Genomic DNA, 14,963 nt, shown 5'->3' on the forward strand with positions numbered 1-14,963 from the left:
CCTATACCCGCTGGCCGAGATCGCCGCCCACGCGGGTCAAGGCCAGTTTCAGGGCGTCGGACAGGTTGGCTTTGGTGGTCAGGGTGCCAAGGTCCAGGCCCAGGTGCACGATGGTCTGGGCGATTTGTGGGCGGATGCCACTGATGATGCAGTCAGCGCCCATCAGGCGGATGGCGGTCACGGTCTTGAGCAGGTGTTGCGCCACCAGCGTGTCGACGGTCGGCACACCCGTGATGTCGATGATGGCGATTTCCGAACCGGTGTCGACGATACGCTGCAGCAGCGACTCCATCACCGTCTGGCTGCGTTGTGAATCCAGCGTGCCGATCAGGGGCAGCGCCAGCACGCCATCCCACAGCTTTACCACCGGGGTGGACAGCTCAAGGAGTTCTTCCTGCTGGCGACGGATCACGGTTTCACGGGAAGCCTGATAGGTACGGATGGTGTGCATGCCCATGCTGTCGAGCAGCTCGGAGATCAGCCACAGCTGCTCGGCCAGGGTCGCCGGGTCGTCCCGGTAATGGGCCTGCAACAGGGCGAACAACGGCCCCTTCAGCGCAAAGATGAAATACACCGTCTGGTGTGAGTCATGGCCCAGTTGCGCGCGGGTGGACGAGAGCTTTTCCAGGAAGCGGCGTACGGCATCCCACCCTGCACCAGCCAGGCTGTTGCCGCTACCACTCTGCAGGCCTTCGCTGAGCAGTTGCAGGAACTCGCGGGTCTCCTGTTTCAGCACCTGCTCCTTGAGGTTGCGCGTGGCACCGTTGGCTTCCAGGCTCGCAATCCATTGCTCAAGCAACTGCTCCTGGTTGCTGTTGATCGCGTCCAACGTGCTGCCTTGCAGTGCTGCCATGTACCTGAGCTCCTGTAGCGAAAGCCGTCGCTTTCACGTGATGACCGGTGTTTTGTGAATGACATTTACCGGCCGAATTAGTTGTATTTGCGGCGCATTTAATTGCATTACGCCAGGCGTGGGTAGCCCCTGCCATTCACAAGCTGAAAAAAAACCTGCGCACCCCGCAACGCGGCGCATTGGCCAAGATGTACCTGCCCCGTTTACAACCCCCAGTAATGGCTAAATGCCTTAACCTTGAAGGTGTTTTTTTCTTATCAAAAAGTTGATACGCCAGTATTTTTGATACAGAATCAGAAACAGGATGCATTTTAGCGTATTTACATATGCTGCAAGCGAGTACAGGGAATGGACAAATTCGCCTTTTTCGGCCCGGTCGCGCCTACCATCGACCAGCTTGACCTCACCGCCAACGGCGTTTTGGGGCATTTTGCTAAGGGGCCTTTCAATACCTATTTGGTCGGTCTTCTGGCAAGCATGGATCAGCACGACGACTGGGCGGTTGACCATGGTGAAGATGCCAGCCCTGAGCGGTTCGACATTCAATTGTTGATGCAGGAAATACAAGCGCTCGTGGAACACCATGCGGGGGCGCTGCACCAGGCTCCGCGTTCATTCGCCGAGCTTCTGGCACACCTTACTTCTTCGCGCTGCGCCTACCTCTCGCGGTATGTGGCGCAACGCAATCAGGGATTCCCCCAAGCGCTGAGCGCTTTGCTCAATGGCGATTCGTCTCAGACCCCGGAATTGAACGTGTTTAGTCAGCGGCTGGAAACCTTCGGCAAAGCCCGCCTGCTCAGCGAGATTTTCTCAGATGAGCGACTGCGCGAGATTTCACAGATCATGGAGAGTTACGCAGATGTTTAACGGACAGCTGAAGCCAGTCGCGGCTGCGGTAGGCAACTCTGTGGCCAAACGCGCAGCACTAGGCGGCGTATTTGGCGCGTGGCTTATGGCTGCACCGGCTTTTGGTGCCACCAGCACCCTGGGGAGCACTTCCAGCGAACTGATTTCGCAACAGAACTCGGTGGTGGCCGAAGCCATCAAGGCCAACGCCGAGGACTGTGCCACGGGCAAGGAAGGTAGCATTGGCGCGGCCATCAACGACGCGCTGAAGATCCACACCGAACTGGCGGCAGCTACACCTAACGTGGAGTCGCTGTTCAGTGCAACAGCCGACTGCTTCGGCGGCCTGGGCAGCCTTTTTGACTTGTCCGGGTCAATCCCTAGCCTAGGGTCGATTCTGGCGGCCGCACAACAGGCTGTGCTGAAATACGCGCAGAAAAAGGTGTGTACGGCGGTACAGCAGGTAGCGTCCATGGTGACGACACCTATCAACCAGGCCATCGGCAAGGTCAGCAGCGGTACATCGCTTGGCGACCTGAACGGCATGACCAACGGCCTGGTCAGCAAGGGCATGAGCACGCTCGACCCTGAACTGGGCGCCGCCTACCACAGCCCACCGGCCGGGTACGAAGCCACCTATACCGTGGACGTGAACCCATTCAACTACGCACAGACCAACTTTGGCGGTGGCACCGGCACCGGCACAGGAGCTGCATCTGGCGGCACGAGTGGCAGCCCTGTGGCACCTAACACCTCCGCGCCGGTGCCCAGCACGCCGCCAGCCACCGCCCCCAGCAGTACCAACTCTTCTTCTGGCAGCAGCGGTTCGCCGAACTCCGCGGCAGGGTTGTTCAACTGAAGGGGGCAAGTATGAAGAGAATTGCAGCTGCCCTGACGTTGGGGCTGGGGCTGGGGGTTGTTGCACTGCCGGCCCAGGCACTGTCCTGGGCCTCGGTGCTGACTTTCATCAGCACCATGCAGACAGAAATGAGTGCCTGGTCGGTGTCGGTCAAGCAAACCGCCCTGTCGGCGAACGTGGTCTCGCAAATGGACGCCGACTCCAAAAAGCAGCTGGCCAACGCGGTGGGCGCCATTGAGATGTCGAACCGCACCATGAAGGCGGTTACCTCGTTCGACTCCGCCGTAGGGCAGCCGGTAACCATCAAGTGCGTGGCACAGGAGCAGGGCAAGCTGTTCGTTGAAGCCCAGTCGCAGCGTGACAGGGATGCAGCCCATCTAATGGCCACCTACGCGTCCCAGCGGGTCGGCTCCCGCGCGGCTGCAGACCAGGAAGCCCTGGCCATGCACTTTGACCACTACTGCACCGTATCTGAGGCCAGGCAGGGTATGTGCGCCTTGAACGCCAACGGCATGCAGGGTTGGGATAGCGACTACGCCGGGCCTTTCAGCGAAAGAACCCTCGCACCTGAGGGTGAAATTGCTGCCTACGCCTACGCCGCGATGATCACCGACCAGCGCGCAGAAGCGCACATCGACTGCAACACGGCTGCCTGCAACGCCGCACAGGCACAGCAACTCGCCACCTCGGCAACCAGCGCAATGGCGGCAAACTCTCTCGTCGGGCAAGTGACGGACCGTCGCGTGCCAATGCTCACAGGGCAGTGATATGAACTTCCGGCTCAAGATAGCGGGCATCGTCGCCGGCTCGACCATGCTCTCCAGTGTCTCCTACGGCGCCCTGTACGGGTTCGGCCCGGCAGAGGCGTGGACGACGGCGCAGTTGAGCATCCTCACGGCAACTGTAACCGGCAACATAGGGGCGTTCGGTACAAGCTTTGGTGCGCAGATGGCCTATAAGTTCGAGCAGATCATTTCTGCCGTGGCCATTGCCACCAAGCAGGAGGCGTTGTCGGCCAACGTGGTGGCGGATAACAACCGTCAAACCGCCGAACAACTGGTAAACGCCATCCGGGCACAGCAAGAAAATTCGGCGCTGGCCAAGACGTACCTGGACTTCAACGCCGGCACCGGCCAAGGTTTCGACCCCTGCGGTACCGTGGCGAAAAACAAGTCGATGGACCTGGCCTTTACAACGATGGCAGCCAGGGCCAAGGCGGCGGTTGGTACGCTGGACGCCTCGCCGGGCCGGCTGGTGGAGTCCACGCCTGCGGCCATGCAGCAACGCCTCAACGAACACCGCAACAAGTTTTGCACCGCGGCGGAAGCGGAGGCAAAGCTCTGCACGCTCAGCACGCTGCCCGGCGGCGACACCAACGCCGCACTGTTGTTCGAACCTGCCGATGCAGACTCGCTGACTGCGCAAGCCCGCACTGCCTATATTCAACACGTGATCGGCCCCCCCGACCAGGCACTGGACAAGAACGCGGGAGGGACACCTGCCGGCGAAACCTACCTGGCACAGAAAAACCGCAAGGATGCGTTGCTTTCAGTGCCGACCTACAGCTTGGCCATGATCGACGCGGCCAACACCCGCACAAAGGAGTTCGGCGGTAAATCCCCTAACGAAGTGCTGCGTTTGCGGGTAAACCAGTATTTCGGCGGTACCGAGTCGAAAGAGTGGTCAGGCAACCTTGCACGTCAGACCCAACGCGGGTTACTGGTAGAAGCGGCAAAGATGGGCGGCCTGGAAGTGTGGATTCACCAGCAGCAGTACGAGCAGAACCAGCGCTTGCTGGCGAACCTGGCAACGTTGGTGGTGGCGTCCTCGGACAACATGGCAGGGCCTCTGGAGTTACGTTACCAGAAAGTCCTTTCAGAAAACGCCAAGCAGCAGGTGAAGTGAGTTGGACATGAAAAAGGATTTCGACCCCGCACGCGAGTCGCGCAAGTGGAAGCTTTCACTCGGTGCGTCGCTGGCGCTCACCTCGACGCTCGCGTGGGCCTACTGCCCGCCACAGTACCAGGAAACCGTAGTATCGCCCGCCTTCACCGCGGCTACACAGGCCCTTAATGCAGCCGTCACGGCAGTCGATGCATCACTGTCAGCCTTGCTTGAAACCGAAAGCCAGCGTTTGACTTCTGCCATCGCCGTTCTGACAAAACAAAAGGCGCTGTCAGCCAACACGATGGCCGAAGCGGGTCGCAACTCTGCGCTGCAAACGGCCAACGCACTGAACGTGCTGGCGCAGACAGACCGCGTGAAACAGGCGCGCTTCGACTACGGCGGCGAGTTTGGCCAAGGGTATTCGCCGTGCTCGGTGTACGCCAGCCGCCAGGTGATCAGCAACCGTGATGCCGACATGGCCGGCGAAGTGCGTCAGCGGGTACGCTCCGAAGTTGCAGCCGCACCCGGCGCCTACGCCGACCCAATCATCACACAGGCGAAGCTGCTGGACGAGCGTAAGCCCTTCTGTACTCAGGACCAGGTCGACTCGGGCCTTTGCAAGACAGTTGGCAAATTGCCAGGGGCCGACCTCACCGTAGCCACGTTGTTTGAGCCTGCCGTAGAAGGTGAGGCGCTGTACAAGGCCAAGGTCAGCTTCGTGAACAACGTTGCCGGGCTGCCAGACGGCCCCGTACCGGCCTCCGCTGCCAGGTCATCTGCATCAGAGGACTACGCCTTGTCCAAAGCCCGCAAGGATGCGTTGGTATCACCTGCGCTGGCGAGCCTCAAGGCGATTCAGCTTGATTACTCCGGGGTAGAAGGCAAGGAGACTGGCACAGACCTGCCACTGGCCGAGCATTTCCGCACAGAAGTGAAACGCTATTCGGGCAATTCAGCCCAATACGAAAGCTGGGCACGGGTGATGGCTGCACAGAATGAACGTGGCGCGCTGGTCGAGTTGTTGAAAATCAAGGCGTTGGACCTGGCCATTCAGGAAAAACAGTACCGACAGTATGAAAGCATGGAAGCACAGCTGGCCTCGCTGGTCTCGATGCAAGTGACCACCAGTGGCGCCCAGGCTCGTACTACCGAAGCGGCTGCAGAAGCCGCCAGTCAGAATGCAAGACAAAGCGTGCAGTGATGGAGCGCCAGGCATGACAAGAACCCTTCTATGCGGTGTCGCGGCCATAAGCCTACTGACGCTTGCACAAGGCGCCGTGGCAGATACCTGCATGGTGTCGCCCACTGACAAGGAAGTCGTATCCGGGCGCTTCGGCAAGTTTCGTGGCGGCGGTTCGGGCAATTTTGGTTCTGCCAACCAGAAGGCGCACATGCACGATGGCCTGGACTTCTCCACGAGTGGCGCGTCCCAGCCGGTCTATGCCACGACCGAAGGCAAGATAACCTTCGCCGGGGCACGTGGCTCGGCGGGCAACGCAATCCTGATCGAGCGGGCTGGTGGGGACGTGGTGGCGTACTACCACCTTAGCGGTTTCGCCAATGGCGTAAAGCGCGGGGTCACCGTCAAGCCTGGGCAGCAGCTAGGCCTGTCGGGCAACACGCCAAGCACCTCGATGGTGAAGCACCTGCACTTCACCTACGGTACCAGTGCCAAGGATTCCGCCAGGGCGAAGGCGTTTGCCGAAAACGCCCAGCGAGGCCCCTTCAACCCAGGCCAACTGCCTCCGGTGTTCAACCGCCAGGCTGATATCGGCTGGAAAACTGACCCGGCTCCCTATTTCTGCCAAACTTACCCCATTCAGGATGGCCACCCGGAGCACTATCCCATTCTGGGCAAGGACACCAAGGCGCAACACGAGAAGCTGTTCGGCAACGTCCCCTCGGGAGGCGTGCAACCGGACTCCACAGCTGAGCCTGTGCAGGTAGCAGCTGCCAATGCCGATGCCGCACTTGCAGACGCTGCTGGCAAGACGCCTGCGATGTACTTGTCAGACTCCGATGGCTACGGTGCGTTGCCGACGCCCCCTATCGGGGGTTATGACACTATGTCAGTGGCCGAAATGCTGACGACAGAAGCTACCCGCCGCTTCAGCGACGCGGAGTGGAATACCAGCATCACGCATGTATCAAGCCGTGCGTTGTGGGTGGACTACAACCGTGCGATAGGTGTCAGCAACTACCTGTCAGAAGCGATTTATCGGAAGAAAGAAAAAGTTGAAGCACTGCTTGCCGTTTACGCGTCGCAGAAACTGGCAGGTCAACGGGCACAGACCGACTGGGCGCACAAACGCGCCCAGAAAGGAGCTGTTACCAGATCCATTAGATGATGCGGCGCACTTGAAAGGTAGAAACAGATGGAACCCAATGAAATCGTCAAGCCTGACCCAACCATCGCTGACTCGACCGCCGGCGAACCTGCCGTGGCGGGCCGTAGCTATGCAGGCATCTTGGTCCATCACGAAACAATGTCCTACCATGCTCATGACACCTATGGCGTCACCCTCCGTACCCCGGCAGGCCACCAGGTGTTGCATTCGGTCGGGCTGCAACAGGCCCTTCGCGATACGCCCATACAGCCGAGCAAGCCTGTATTGCTGATCAGCGAAGCCAACGGCGATGAACCGGTATGGCGGGCCATCGCCATCGATGAAGCCGCACTGGAGGCATTCAATGCCAATCGGTCCGCGCCCCAAGCGGCAGCAACGGGCACACCCGCCCCCAAAAGCCACCCCGCGCAGCCAAGCGGCGAAGCCAGCCAAAGCGCCTTGGACGCTATCATGGAGGTGGCAGCGCATGTCAGGCAGGCCAGCGCCAAGCTGAACCCTGAAGAAGTAAAGCGTATAAACGCCTCACTGCATGAGCAAGACCTCAGCGCACCCTCTAAGCCTGAGCGCGCACCCAATGCAGCCGAAAGCCTGGTGAAGGGCACGGCCGAACTGGCAGGCGGCGTGGCTTCGCTGACAGGCGCAGCAATGCAGGGCTTGGGTAAGGGCGCCAACGCCCTGGCCGGCGCCTTGCGTGGTGGCAATGCAGAAGCCAGCAAAACCGATCTGGCAGCTGAGGCGGGGGCAGGTGATGAGCTTTCTGGGCGGGTGCCAGTACTGCCGCGCCTCTCTGAATATCGTGTCGATCAGGTAGAAAAAGCAGCCAACAATTATCACAAGGCACACGAAGCATTCTGGGCCGCTGACAAGATGCCAGAGGTCCGTCAGGAAATCGAATCAAGGGCCACGGAGACCGGCCTGACGGTGCCAGAGGTCATCGAGAAAATGAAGCCAGACGGTGAGTTCAACGACCTCCACGAGTCATTTGTCAACGCGGTTGGCCAGTCAGCAGACGCACAGAACAACAAGAAGTCCATGGACAAGGCACTCACCGGCTGGGCGCGGCAATACGGGCGTGCGCAGGAAGAGCTGCTGAATCCGGAAACCGAAGGCAACCCCCATTACGAAAAACTCAAGGGGCGGCTGGAGGCCTCCAGCCAGAACATGCACAGCGACGCGGCCAAAACGCCCGCATTTGCCGGCGAGACACAATCGCACCTCGAACGCTTGAAAGAAGTCATGGCGCGCATTTCCGAGCGGCTCAAAGAGATGCTCAAGGGCATCGTTGACCTTGTGCGGGGCGTGGCTCCGGGCGGGTCGCGCGACAACGACTTTGCACCTTGATACCTACCGCTAGCCAGACGCGCAACCCGCCAGGCCGACGCCCAAAGCACTCATGAAGGCGCCGCCAGCCCATTTGCCAGGAGAAAGGAATGACAGAGTACAGCAGCTGGAACGAGGTTACTGCCACCCCCGAGGCTCATCGGGACTTCTTGCGGGTGATAGACAAGACCCTGCAGGAAGGCTTGGGCGGCAAGGACCTGTACCAGAAACTGAATCAGGAAATCACCGTGGCAGGCAAACCATTCAGCCAGGCATTTCACCTCACGAACCTGGAACGATACTCCGGCAACTGGGATACCGATGAAACGCCAGACCCGGTAAAGCTTGAGATTGTCGACCTGACTTCGCGGATCAAGCAGGCGGACCCAGGTTATGACCTGGCGCATTTCACGACGGGCTATGAATACATGATCACCGAAATGAAGGAGCGGGGTGTGGAGGTGAATGCCGGCCTGGACCACAGCGCACCAACGCAAGCGCGCAGAAGCGGCTCCGATTACGAGTCAGGCCTTTGAAAGTGGGCGGCTCCGAGGTGAGACCCTGCATGACAAGGTTGCTGGCACTGAGCCTGCTGGCCATTACCATGGCCGCGCAGGCCGCGACGCCACCTGGTTCGCCAGGGGAATCAACCGAGGAGCAGTGGCAGGAACTGCCGCGCAATACCACGGTGTATGTACCCGTACCGCGGCAGGTTATGCCGGTGGATGCCTACCGCTCATGCGCCAACCGATATGAAGGTGAACGTTGCGACTTTTCAACGCCGCGTGAGGGTGTGATTGAAGGCGTCTGCCAGGCGCCGCAAATGCGGCAACCCCCTGCTTATGGCTATGAGGTACAGCAGTATCCAGCCCAGGTTCGTACAGGGCTTGTCTGTGCCCCGGCAGATGGCCAATCGACCGGCGCCGGCGGCCAGCCTGCCAACCCAGGGCATGAAACACCCTACCCGCCGCCTACTCCGGAGCAGTGACTGCATCAGCGCCCGACGCTTAGGCTGTCGGGTCTACGCTGCCATCCTCGACAGGCGCATTCGGCTGCAGCATCTGCTGGATGAACTGCAAGGTTTCGGGCAGGTACTTGCAAAACACTTCGTCTTGTTCTGGTGGCCCCTGTATATCGCCCCGCTCCACGCTCATCGCCCACTGCTCCCGGTAATGTTCGGCAAATCTCGCCCGGGTGCGCAAAGCTTCGGGCGAGCCGTCGGCGACCAGTTCGTGCAACAGTGCCTGTGCAGTGTGGGTGAAGATCAGGCTACGTTTGTATTTAGCGGTCTTCAGGCGTGATTGCACGAGCATCGTCTGATACTGCCTCTCCACGGCCTGGACAATATCGCGCTGCAACTGGTTATCGCTGCGAAGGCTGGCCAGTTCATCAACCATGGCGCCCTGCCCCCCCTCGGCGGCCCTGGTCACTTGCCCCTGCGCGGCTTTGGTGAGTTGCTCCATCATCAAGTCTATGAGTTTCTGCTGCTGCGCCACCGTTTCGCGCAGTTGCACGGCCTCAGTGAAGTACTCACGAACATGGTCGCGCAAAGGGCGTAGCTTTTGATTGGCGCGCGCTACGCCAGCGTTCCAGCCTTCCGTATAGCCATGCTCACGCCCCTGCTCGAAACCCTCTCCCAACCCTTCTTGGCGGCCTTGATTACGACCGATCTCGAGATTGGCAATAGCTTGTTGAACCGAGCCATTATATCCCCCGTCAAGCTTCATGTTGCCCTTGGGGGCCTGCCAGTTATGGTCCATTGCTGCCTCCGATGCATCAGCAGACGCTGGGAAATTGCGCCGAAAAGCGCCAACCCCTTGCCTAGCGCGTGGTTTTTATATCAGCCCCGGCTGCCTGTTCAGCGGCCGCTTGGGGCAGGGCAAATTCACTTAGCCGGTGTAGCGCCACCGCAACCCAGTCCCCACCAAAGCGCTCATCTTCGAGCACAGATTTGAGCGCCAGAATGGGTACGCAGTGCCCGGCATTGCCTTTGACATAAAAAGCGGCAGTCCATTCGGGCAGCAAGTGGCGGATGTTGTCATGGGCCTGAACGCTGAACATCAGTGCCAGCACCCCAGACATCGCTTTTAGCTCCCGGCTGGGTAATGCATCTGCCAGCCAGAATGCCACCTCGCCGAATTGCCCGGCCTGAATCGGCAACAGAGCAATCACCTTCCCTGCGTCATGGCCGACCACGATACCAGGCTCCAGGGCGAGCGGATTGGCGCCGAAGGCCAGCATCTCATGCCGGATAGGCAAGGTCTTCAAATAATGCTCAAGGAGCGTATACATCTCGAACGCCGCCGGGATGTCTTTCTGGATGGCTGCCGTGCTCCCGGCCATGACGCTCAGGAACCCGCCGCCATCCTGCGCTAACACATTACCACCGATGGCGTGTGCCACCAGCGCCTCGAGTTCTTCGCGCGAATACATCTTCAACCTCGTATCTCGTCGGCTTCACAATTGAGTTGGCGTGGCGAGCTTGGCACAGCTGGCCCTCGGCCCGTCAAGGTTTACCGACAAACTCGAACTCCACCCTGCGGTTGGCTGCGCGCCCCGCTTCGGTGTCGTTGGGCGCTATATACTGGCCTGCCCTGCCCTGAGCGCTGATCTTCGCCGCCACTACACCGCGACGGACCAGATACCACTTGGCGGCCTCAGCCCTCATTTGCGCTACACGGCGGTTGCCTTCCAGGCTGCCGACACTGTCGGTGTAGCCATAGATACGCACTTGGCGTGCGGCTTGGGCAGCGTTTAATAATGCATCACCGTCTGCGGCGCTCGGCCCGAAACGAGAGTGACCGAAGGCAAAGTTCAGCGTCATGTTATTGATGGATGCCTGAACTTGCTCCTGCCCGGCTCGAATTGCCAGCAACTCCTGCCGGCTGCCCCTGGCATCGGCTTCAGAAGCCGCTAAGCGGGCTCGCAGGCTCTGGATTTCTTGTTGCAGCGCCCGGATGGTCTGCTGCATCTGCGCCGAGTCCTGGCCGGTGGCTGTTGGTGCGGTGTAGCGCATTTGCGGTCCAGCGCTGTCGATCAATTCGAAACCTGCAAGAACCTTGGGCGCCAGGCCTGCCGAAAGTGCAGCGAGCAACACGGGCAAAAGTCTGCGCGGGGTTTTGACCAGGGTGTTCATGCATTTCTCCAGAACCGCATAATCATGTAGACGACGACCGACCAGGCATAACCCAGCAAAAGGGTTAGGGCGCCGGCCAGCAGATAAGTACGTACCGGGTCGGCACTGGCCTGGCCCAACGGTTGCAACCCAGGAAAAAACGCAGCCGGAAACCAGGCGAACATCACGGCCACCAGAGGCGCCAGCCATAACCCACGCAGCAGACGCCCCTCATCCCCCGCCCGCGTCCACCAGGCGTACCACGCCAAGCCCGCCACGTATGCGGGTAGCAGCATCACGCAGAGCACCAACAGGGTGTAAGAAAGGGCAGCAATATAAAAGCGTGCAGAGCCTTGGGCCATTTCCCCCATCAGCGTGGTGATGACAGCCACGGCGAACGCAATCAGCGCCCCTAGCAACGGCAGCGAAATGAGACATAAGGCCCTTCGTCGCTCATTGGAGTGTGAAGGCCGCGAGTGCTGCGGCAAAGGTGGCAAAGGTGGCAAAGCGTAGGACACGGCGCATCACTCCTTGAAAGAGCCAGTCAGTGGTTGTTTCGTGAAGTGCAGGCCTGGCAGGCATCACGTGCAGTGCCATGGCCTCGAGAAACGATCAAACAGGCTTGTTAGAAAAATGTTGTATAGGATGTCGAGTATGAGTTTGAGGGTATGCCCCGTCAAGGTAAAAAGGCTCGGTTAAATCCCCGCTCACTTGACCAAATACAGGGGTTGACGCACACTCAGGCCATATGAAAAACATTTTTTTAATAGCCAATATTAACAAATCAATGATTACCAGAGGGATCTGAAGCATGAAAGTACAGCACCTCATCGTGTCGCTCCTGGCCTCGCTTGGCTGCGCGACTGCTTCTGCAGACAACATCGATCCGACTGAAGCCAATGCCAGAATCGCCCAGGTTCTGACCTGCAAGCGGCCAATTTCGCCAGAAGGGTTTGCTGCATTGGTCAAGGCAGCGCACGGCAAAGCCACCGTGCAGGCATCAGACCTGTCGGACGCCGAGTACACCGTACCCAACCCGATAGATGTATTTGGTCGCCCGGTTACTGAATTGTCTGTGCATTCAGCCAGTGACGGTGAAGGCGACTTCAATGAATATACCGGGGCGTTCAGTGGCGAAAGCATCCAGACCGTGGCGAAGCTTGGGGATATTCCCCAGGACGATATCGGCCATTACAAGAAGGCCGTCGGCAACCACGACCTGTCACTGCGGGCAGAGTCGGGCGGTACGTACATCTCCTGCGCCAATGATGTACGCACCGTAGTCAAAGCCATCAAGCGCACTGCACGTGATGCAGCCGATGCCGTGAAGCGGGTCGGCCAGTAATGCGCTCGAGGGACCGACGTGCGGGCTATTGCGAGTAGTACTGCCCTGCCAACTGATGGATACGTGCTACAGCCTGTTCCTGAACGTGGGCCTGCTCGCTGGCCCACCGCAGCACTTCGGTATCCGGAACATAGCCCGCACCGGTGGACTTGCGTGCGATGAACCACAGCGTTCGCATCACGAACAGCGGGTCGTTTTCCAGGCGCAACTCGCCTGCCGCTTGCAGGTGGCTGACTACCGTTTCAACTGCTTTCTCCAACCCCTGATCCCGTGCGTACTGAACCAGCGTGCCCAGTGTGGTTGGGTGCATTGATGGGTGAATGGTTAGTGGCGTGCAGCATGCTGTATCCAGCGAATCCCAGAATGTCACGCCATCCTTGCAGACCATTGCCACGCGGCGGCCACCTGCCATATCGTCCAGCTCGATAAAGGTACCCGGCTGGTACTTTTCGATTTTCATCTTGTAGCCCTTACGGATTGACTGACCGACATCGGCCGGCATGCCTCTATTGTATGCATGCCGGGCGGCGAAACGTAACGCCTCGGTGGCTGACCGTAGCCACAGTATCGGCCAGCCCGCCGGAGCTCAGGGTTGCGGTGCGTCCCAGGCGACGGTCAGCTGTGCCTCACGTTCAGGGCCACGCGCAATGTATGCCTGGCCAACCGGTTTACCGTCAGCGCCTGGTATCTGGAAGGCAGCGTCATCGCTAGCGGCTGGACGCTGGGCCACCCACGCTGATGCCTGGCGAAGCCCGTCGTGGAGGAAATCCGCCTGCGCACCCGGCGCGACCCGCTCCAGGTCCAGCGCGACCACTACCTCATCCCCGCCCTTCAGCACAGGCACCTCACGCGCGCCCTCAAGGCTGCCAACCACGTTGCCATTGGTGTCATGCAACAGGATCGGGTCATCGAGCCCAAGAGGCGCCCTGGCCTTGGCGCCAACTGCCGCCTCGTTCAGAATCCGGCTGACCTCGTATTCGAAGCCCAGGTCGGCGAATGCCGCAGACCCCTCAGGGTTGATCCTCACCACTGCGTAGCGAGAGGCGGCGGCGGGCACCGGAACCTCCACGAGTTCCAGTTGCTCAATGAATGCCGTTTCAGGCCTGGAGCGTGCCACCAGTGCTGACAATTGCTCCACTTGCGCCTTGTTCGCAGCACTCACCTTGGCCTGCTCGTCTTCAAAACCGGCTTCCCGGCGCGCTGCAGCCCCAGCCTGCTCACGCATCACCGGCACTACAAGCGCTTGGCCCTCACCCGCTCGGTTGCTCCGGGCGGCTATTTTCTGGGCCAGTTTTTCTTTCTGCTGTTGCCAGGGAGACTTGGACAGCGTGTCGTCATTTTCATAGATGACCTTGCGCCCGCTGACTTCATGATCGAACGGCCGGGTTTGACGACCTCGGCGCCACAGACTCCCACGCTCCAAAGCAAACGACGTATTGTCGAGCACCTGGAAGGAGCCGTCTGGCTGCTGCCTGAATGCCTCATTACCCTTGGACAGGCGCGAATCAATCAACGCCTGGCGCACTTGCTCCGGGTCCTTGATAAGCGCGTTGTACTGCTCAACCCGCAATGCATCTTCCGGCAGCAAGGGTTCGAGCTGCACGCCCGCGGCTTGCAGCCGCTGATACATGAGCGCCAGCGGGCCCGCAGCCAACACATCATTGCGGTAGCCGCCCCCCACCTGGGAATGCGCGCCAGCAAATCTGATTTCTTCGATGCGCGTGTTGTCATCGAGCCTCAGAGCACTGGTCAAAGGGAAGGTCGCACGGTATTCATTCATCGCCACCAAGTGAGTGGTGGATTTGACGTTAGGGTGGATCTCCAGATTCTTGTCGGTGTGGCCCGCGGTCAGCGGGTTGCCATAAGAGGCCACCGTATCGAAGATAGCAAGCTTGTTGACATTTGCCTCACCCGGCAATACCAGATGCTCGCCGGTGGCGCGCCCTTGGCTGTCCAGCCGCGGCACACCGCGCTCGATGAACACATTAGCTAACGCGCGCGCCTGGGCCGCGCCACGGCTAAATCCAACCAAGTTGACGTCCGGGGACGTGTCCGGGTATTTGTTATGGAATGACACCAGCGCCTGATAAGCCTGCTCGATGCGGCTTTGGCCACCCGCCCCTGTTGCGCACTCGAAGCCAATGGCAGGCAAATTGCGCCGCTGGCTTCCAACACCGTCAATGTAGACCTTCTCCGACAGCCCGCTGCGTTCACGCCCATCGTATTGCAGGGGCGGGTGCGAGGAGTTGCGCGAAAGGTTGGTGCCTTGAGCGGCATCAAGGTCGTACAACCGCGCGACATTGGTATGGCTGCCCAGCGGGGCATCGTTATCCTTGCTGTTTCGGGTACCGTCAAGGTAGACGGTGATATGCAGAGAATCGCTCATGTCA

General features: G+C 59.8%; 17 protein-coding genes. 10 read left to right on the forward strand and 7 right to left on the reverse strand.

The annotated features are described in order from the left end of the window. Position 1: 1 nt before the first annotated feature. Entirely contained in the window at positions 2-853 is an 852-nt protein-coding gene (locus PPA02S_RS11940) for an STAS domain-containing protein (protein ID WP_028632664.1), read from the reverse strand. A gap of 348 nt (positions 854-1,201) precedes the next feature. Here PPA02S_RS11940 and PPA02S_RS11945 point away from each other — a divergent pair, with 348 nt between their 5' ends. The 9 genes from PPA02S_RS11945 to PPA02S_RS11985 all read left to right on the forward strand — a co-directional run bounded on the left by PPA02S_RS11945 (position 1,202) and on the right by PPA02S_RS11985 (position 9,101). Next, the gene (locus tag PPA02S_RS11945; RefSeq protein ID WP_028632665.1) at positions 1,202-1,720 is read left to right on the forward strand and encodes a type IVB secretion system protein IcmW; all 519 of its coding nucleotides are present in this window, start codon (positions 1,202-1,204) and stop codon (positions 1,718-1,720) included. An 85-nt stretch (positions 1,721-1,805) separates the two neighbouring features. Continuing rightward, on the forward strand, positions 1,806-2,558 hold the full coding sequence (locus PPA02S_RS11950; protein ID WP_245614678.1) for a hypothetical protein: 753 nt from the start codon (positions 1,806-1,808) through the stop codon (positions 2,556-2,558). Positions 2,559-2,569: 11 nt separating this feature from the next. After that, positions 2,570-3,325 carry a hypothetical protein gene (locus tag PPA02S_RS11955; protein ID WP_028632667.1) on the forward strand — a complete coding sequence of 252 codons (756 nt, stop codon included), beginning with the start codon at positions 2,570-2,572 and terminating at the stop codon, positions 3,323-3,325. Between the two features lies 1 nt (position 3,326). Further along, complete coding sequence (locus PPA02S_RS11960; RefSeq protein ID WP_028632668.1) at positions 3,327-4,463, forward strand: hypothetical protein; 1,137 nt, start codon at positions 3,327-3,329, stop codon at positions 4,461-4,463. A gap of 7 nt (positions 4,464-4,470) precedes the next feature. Then, positions 4,471-5,646, forward strand: coding sequence for a hypothetical protein (locus PPA02S_RS11965; protein ID WP_028632669.1), 1,176 nt, complete (start codon positions 4,471-4,473; stop codon positions 5,644-5,646). A gap of 76 nt (positions 5,647-5,722) precedes the next feature. Next, positions 5,723-6,793 (forward strand): M23 family metallopeptidase, encoded by a 1,071-nt coding sequence (locus PPA02S_RS11970; RefSeq protein ID WP_245614680.1) that lies wholly within the window; start codon positions 5,723-5,725, stop codon positions 6,791-6,793. Between the two features lie 27 nt (positions 6,794-6,820). Then, a complete protein-coding gene (locus PPA02S_RS11975; protein WP_028632671.1) occupies positions 6,821-8,134 on the forward strand; it encodes a hypothetical protein in 1,314 nt (437 codons plus the stop codon). Positions 8,135-8,223: 89 nt separating this feature from the next. After that, the gene (locus tag PPA02S_RS11980; protein ID WP_028632672.1) at positions 8,224-8,649 is read left to right on the forward strand and encodes a hypothetical protein; all 426 of its coding nucleotides are present in this window, start codon (positions 8,224-8,226) and stop codon (positions 8,647-8,649) included. 29 nt (positions 8,650-8,678) lie between these two features. Then, a complete protein-coding gene (locus PPA02S_RS11985) occupies positions 8,679-9,101 on the forward strand; it encodes a hypothetical protein (protein ID WP_028632673.1) in 423 nt (140 codons plus the stop codon). A gap of 19 nt (positions 9,102-9,120) precedes the next feature. On the opposite strand, the gene PPA02S_RS11990 is transcribed toward PPA02S_RS11985, so the two are convergent. From PPA02S_RS11990 to PPA02S_RS12005, 4 genes are all read right to left on the reverse strand, one after another. Next, positions 9,121-9,873: a FliH/SctL family protein gene (locus PPA02S_RS11990; RefSeq protein WP_028632674.1), complete on the reverse strand. Its 753-nt coding sequence runs from the start codon at positions 9,871-9,873 to the stop codon at positions 9,121-9,123. Between the two features lie 61 nt (positions 9,874-9,934). Further along, positions 9,935-10,546 carry a hypothetical protein gene (locus PPA02S_RS11995; RefSeq protein WP_028632675.1) on the reverse strand — a complete coding sequence of 204 codons (612 nt, stop codon included), beginning with the start codon at positions 10,544-10,546 and terminating at the stop codon, positions 9,935-9,937. A gap of 73 nt (positions 10,547-10,619) precedes the next feature. Beyond that, positions 10,620-11,249 (reverse strand): OmpA family protein, encoded by a 630-nt coding sequence (locus PPA02S_RS12000; protein ID WP_028632676.1) that lies wholly within the window; start codon positions 11,247-11,249, stop codon positions 10,620-10,622. Then, complete coding sequence (locus tag PPA02S_RS12005; RefSeq protein ID WP_028632677.1) at positions 11,246-11,746, reverse strand: hypothetical protein; 501 nt, start codon at positions 11,744-11,746, stop codon at positions 11,246-11,248. The genes PPA02S_RS12000 and PPA02S_RS12005 overlap by 4 nt, the downstream gene beginning before the upstream one ends. 293 nt (positions 11,747-12,039) lie before the next feature. Between PPA02S_RS12005 and PPA02S_RS12010 the strand changes: the two genes are divergently transcribed. Then, complete coding sequence (locus PPA02S_RS12010; protein WP_028632678.1) at positions 12,040-12,573, forward strand: hypothetical protein; 534 nt, start codon at positions 12,040-12,042, stop codon at positions 12,571-12,573. 25 nt (positions 12,574-12,598) lie between these two features. Here PPA02S_RS12010 and PPA02S_RS12015 read toward each other — a convergent pair whose 3' ends face one another. Together PPA02S_RS12015 and PPA02S_RS12020 are read right to left on the reverse strand one after the other, a co-directional pair. Further along, on the reverse strand, positions 12,599-13,033 hold the full coding sequence (locus PPA02S_RS12015; RefSeq protein WP_028632679.1) for a hypothetical protein: 435 nt from the start codon (positions 13,031-13,033) through the stop codon (positions 12,599-12,601). A 126-nt stretch (positions 13,034-13,159) separates the two neighbouring features. Next, positions 13,160-14,959, reverse strand: a complete 1,800-nt coding sequence (locus PPA02S_RS12020; RefSeq protein WP_028632680.1) for a phospholipase effector Tle1 domain-containing protein — start codon at positions 14,957-14,959, stop codon at positions 13,160-13,162. Positions 14,960-14,963 lie beyond the last annotated feature (4 nt).

This window comes from Pseudomonas parafulva NBRC 16636 = DSM 17004 (genome assembly GCF_000730645.1).
GTDB lineage: Bacteria > Pseudomonadota > Gammaproteobacteria > Pseudomonadales > Pseudomonadaceae > Aquipseudomonas > Aquipseudomonas parafulva.

Bases quoted from the DNA above. Each gene is read 5' to 3' on its own strand.
- PPA02S_RS12010 (WP_028632678.1), top strand. From the start codon at position 12,040: ATGAAAGTACAGCACCTCATCGTGTCGCTCCTGGCCTCGCTTGGCTGC.
- PPA02S_RS11945 (WP_028632665.1), top strand. From the start codon at position 1,202: ATGGACAAATTCGCCTTTTTCGGCCCGGTCGCGCCTACCATCGACCAG.
- PPA02S_RS11940 (WP_028632664.1), bottom strand. From the start codon at position 853: ATGGCAGCACTGCAAGGCAGCACGTTGGACGCGATCAACAGCAACCAG.
- PPA02S_RS11960 (WP_028632668.1), top strand. From the start codon at position 3,327: ATGAACTTCCGGCTCAAGATAGCGGGCATCGTCGCCGGCTCGACCATG.
- PPA02S_RS12020 (WP_028632680.1), bottom strand. From the start codon at position 14,959: ATGAGCGATTCTCTGCATATCACCGTCTACCTTGACGGTACCCGAAAC.
- PPA02S_RS11980 (WP_028632672.1), top strand. From the start codon at position 8,224: ATGACAGAGTACAGCAGCTGGAACGAGGTTACTGCCACCCCCGAGGCT.
- PPA02S_RS11985 (WP_028632673.1), top strand. From the start codon at position 8,679: ATGACAAGGTTGCTGGCACTGAGCCTGCTGGCCATTACCATGGCCGCG.
- PPA02S_RS11965 (WP_028632669.1), top strand. From the start codon at position 4,471: ATGAAAAAGGATTTCGACCCCGCACGCGAGTCGCGCAAGTGGAAGCTT.
- PPA02S_RS12000 (WP_028632676.1), bottom strand. From the start codon at position 11,249: ATGAACACCCTGGTCAAAACCCCGCGCAGACTTTTGCCCGTGTTGCTC.
- PPA02S_RS11995 (WP_028632675.1), bottom strand. From the start codon at position 10,546: ATGTATTCGCGCGAAGAACTCGAGGCGCTGGTGGCACACGCCATCGGT.
- PPA02S_RS11950 (WP_245614678.1), top strand. From the start codon at position 1,806: ATGGCTGCACCGGCTTTTGGTGCCACCAGCACCCTGGGGAGCACTTCC.
- PPA02S_RS12015 (WP_028632679.1), bottom strand. From the start codon at position 13,033: ATGAAAATCGAAAAGTACCAGCCGGGTACCTTTATCGAGCTGGACGAT.
- PPA02S_RS11975 (WP_028632671.1), top strand. From the start codon at position 6,821: ATGGAACCCAATGAAATCGTCAAGCCTGACCCAACCATCGCTGACTCG.
- PPA02S_RS11990 (WP_028632674.1), bottom strand. From the start codon at position 9,873: ATGGACCATAACTGGCAGGCCCCCAAGGGCAACATGAAGCTTGACGGG.
- PPA02S_RS11955 (WP_028632667.1), top strand. From the start codon at position 2,570: ATGAAGAGAATTGCAGCTGCCCTGACGTTGGGGCTGGGGCTGGGGGTT.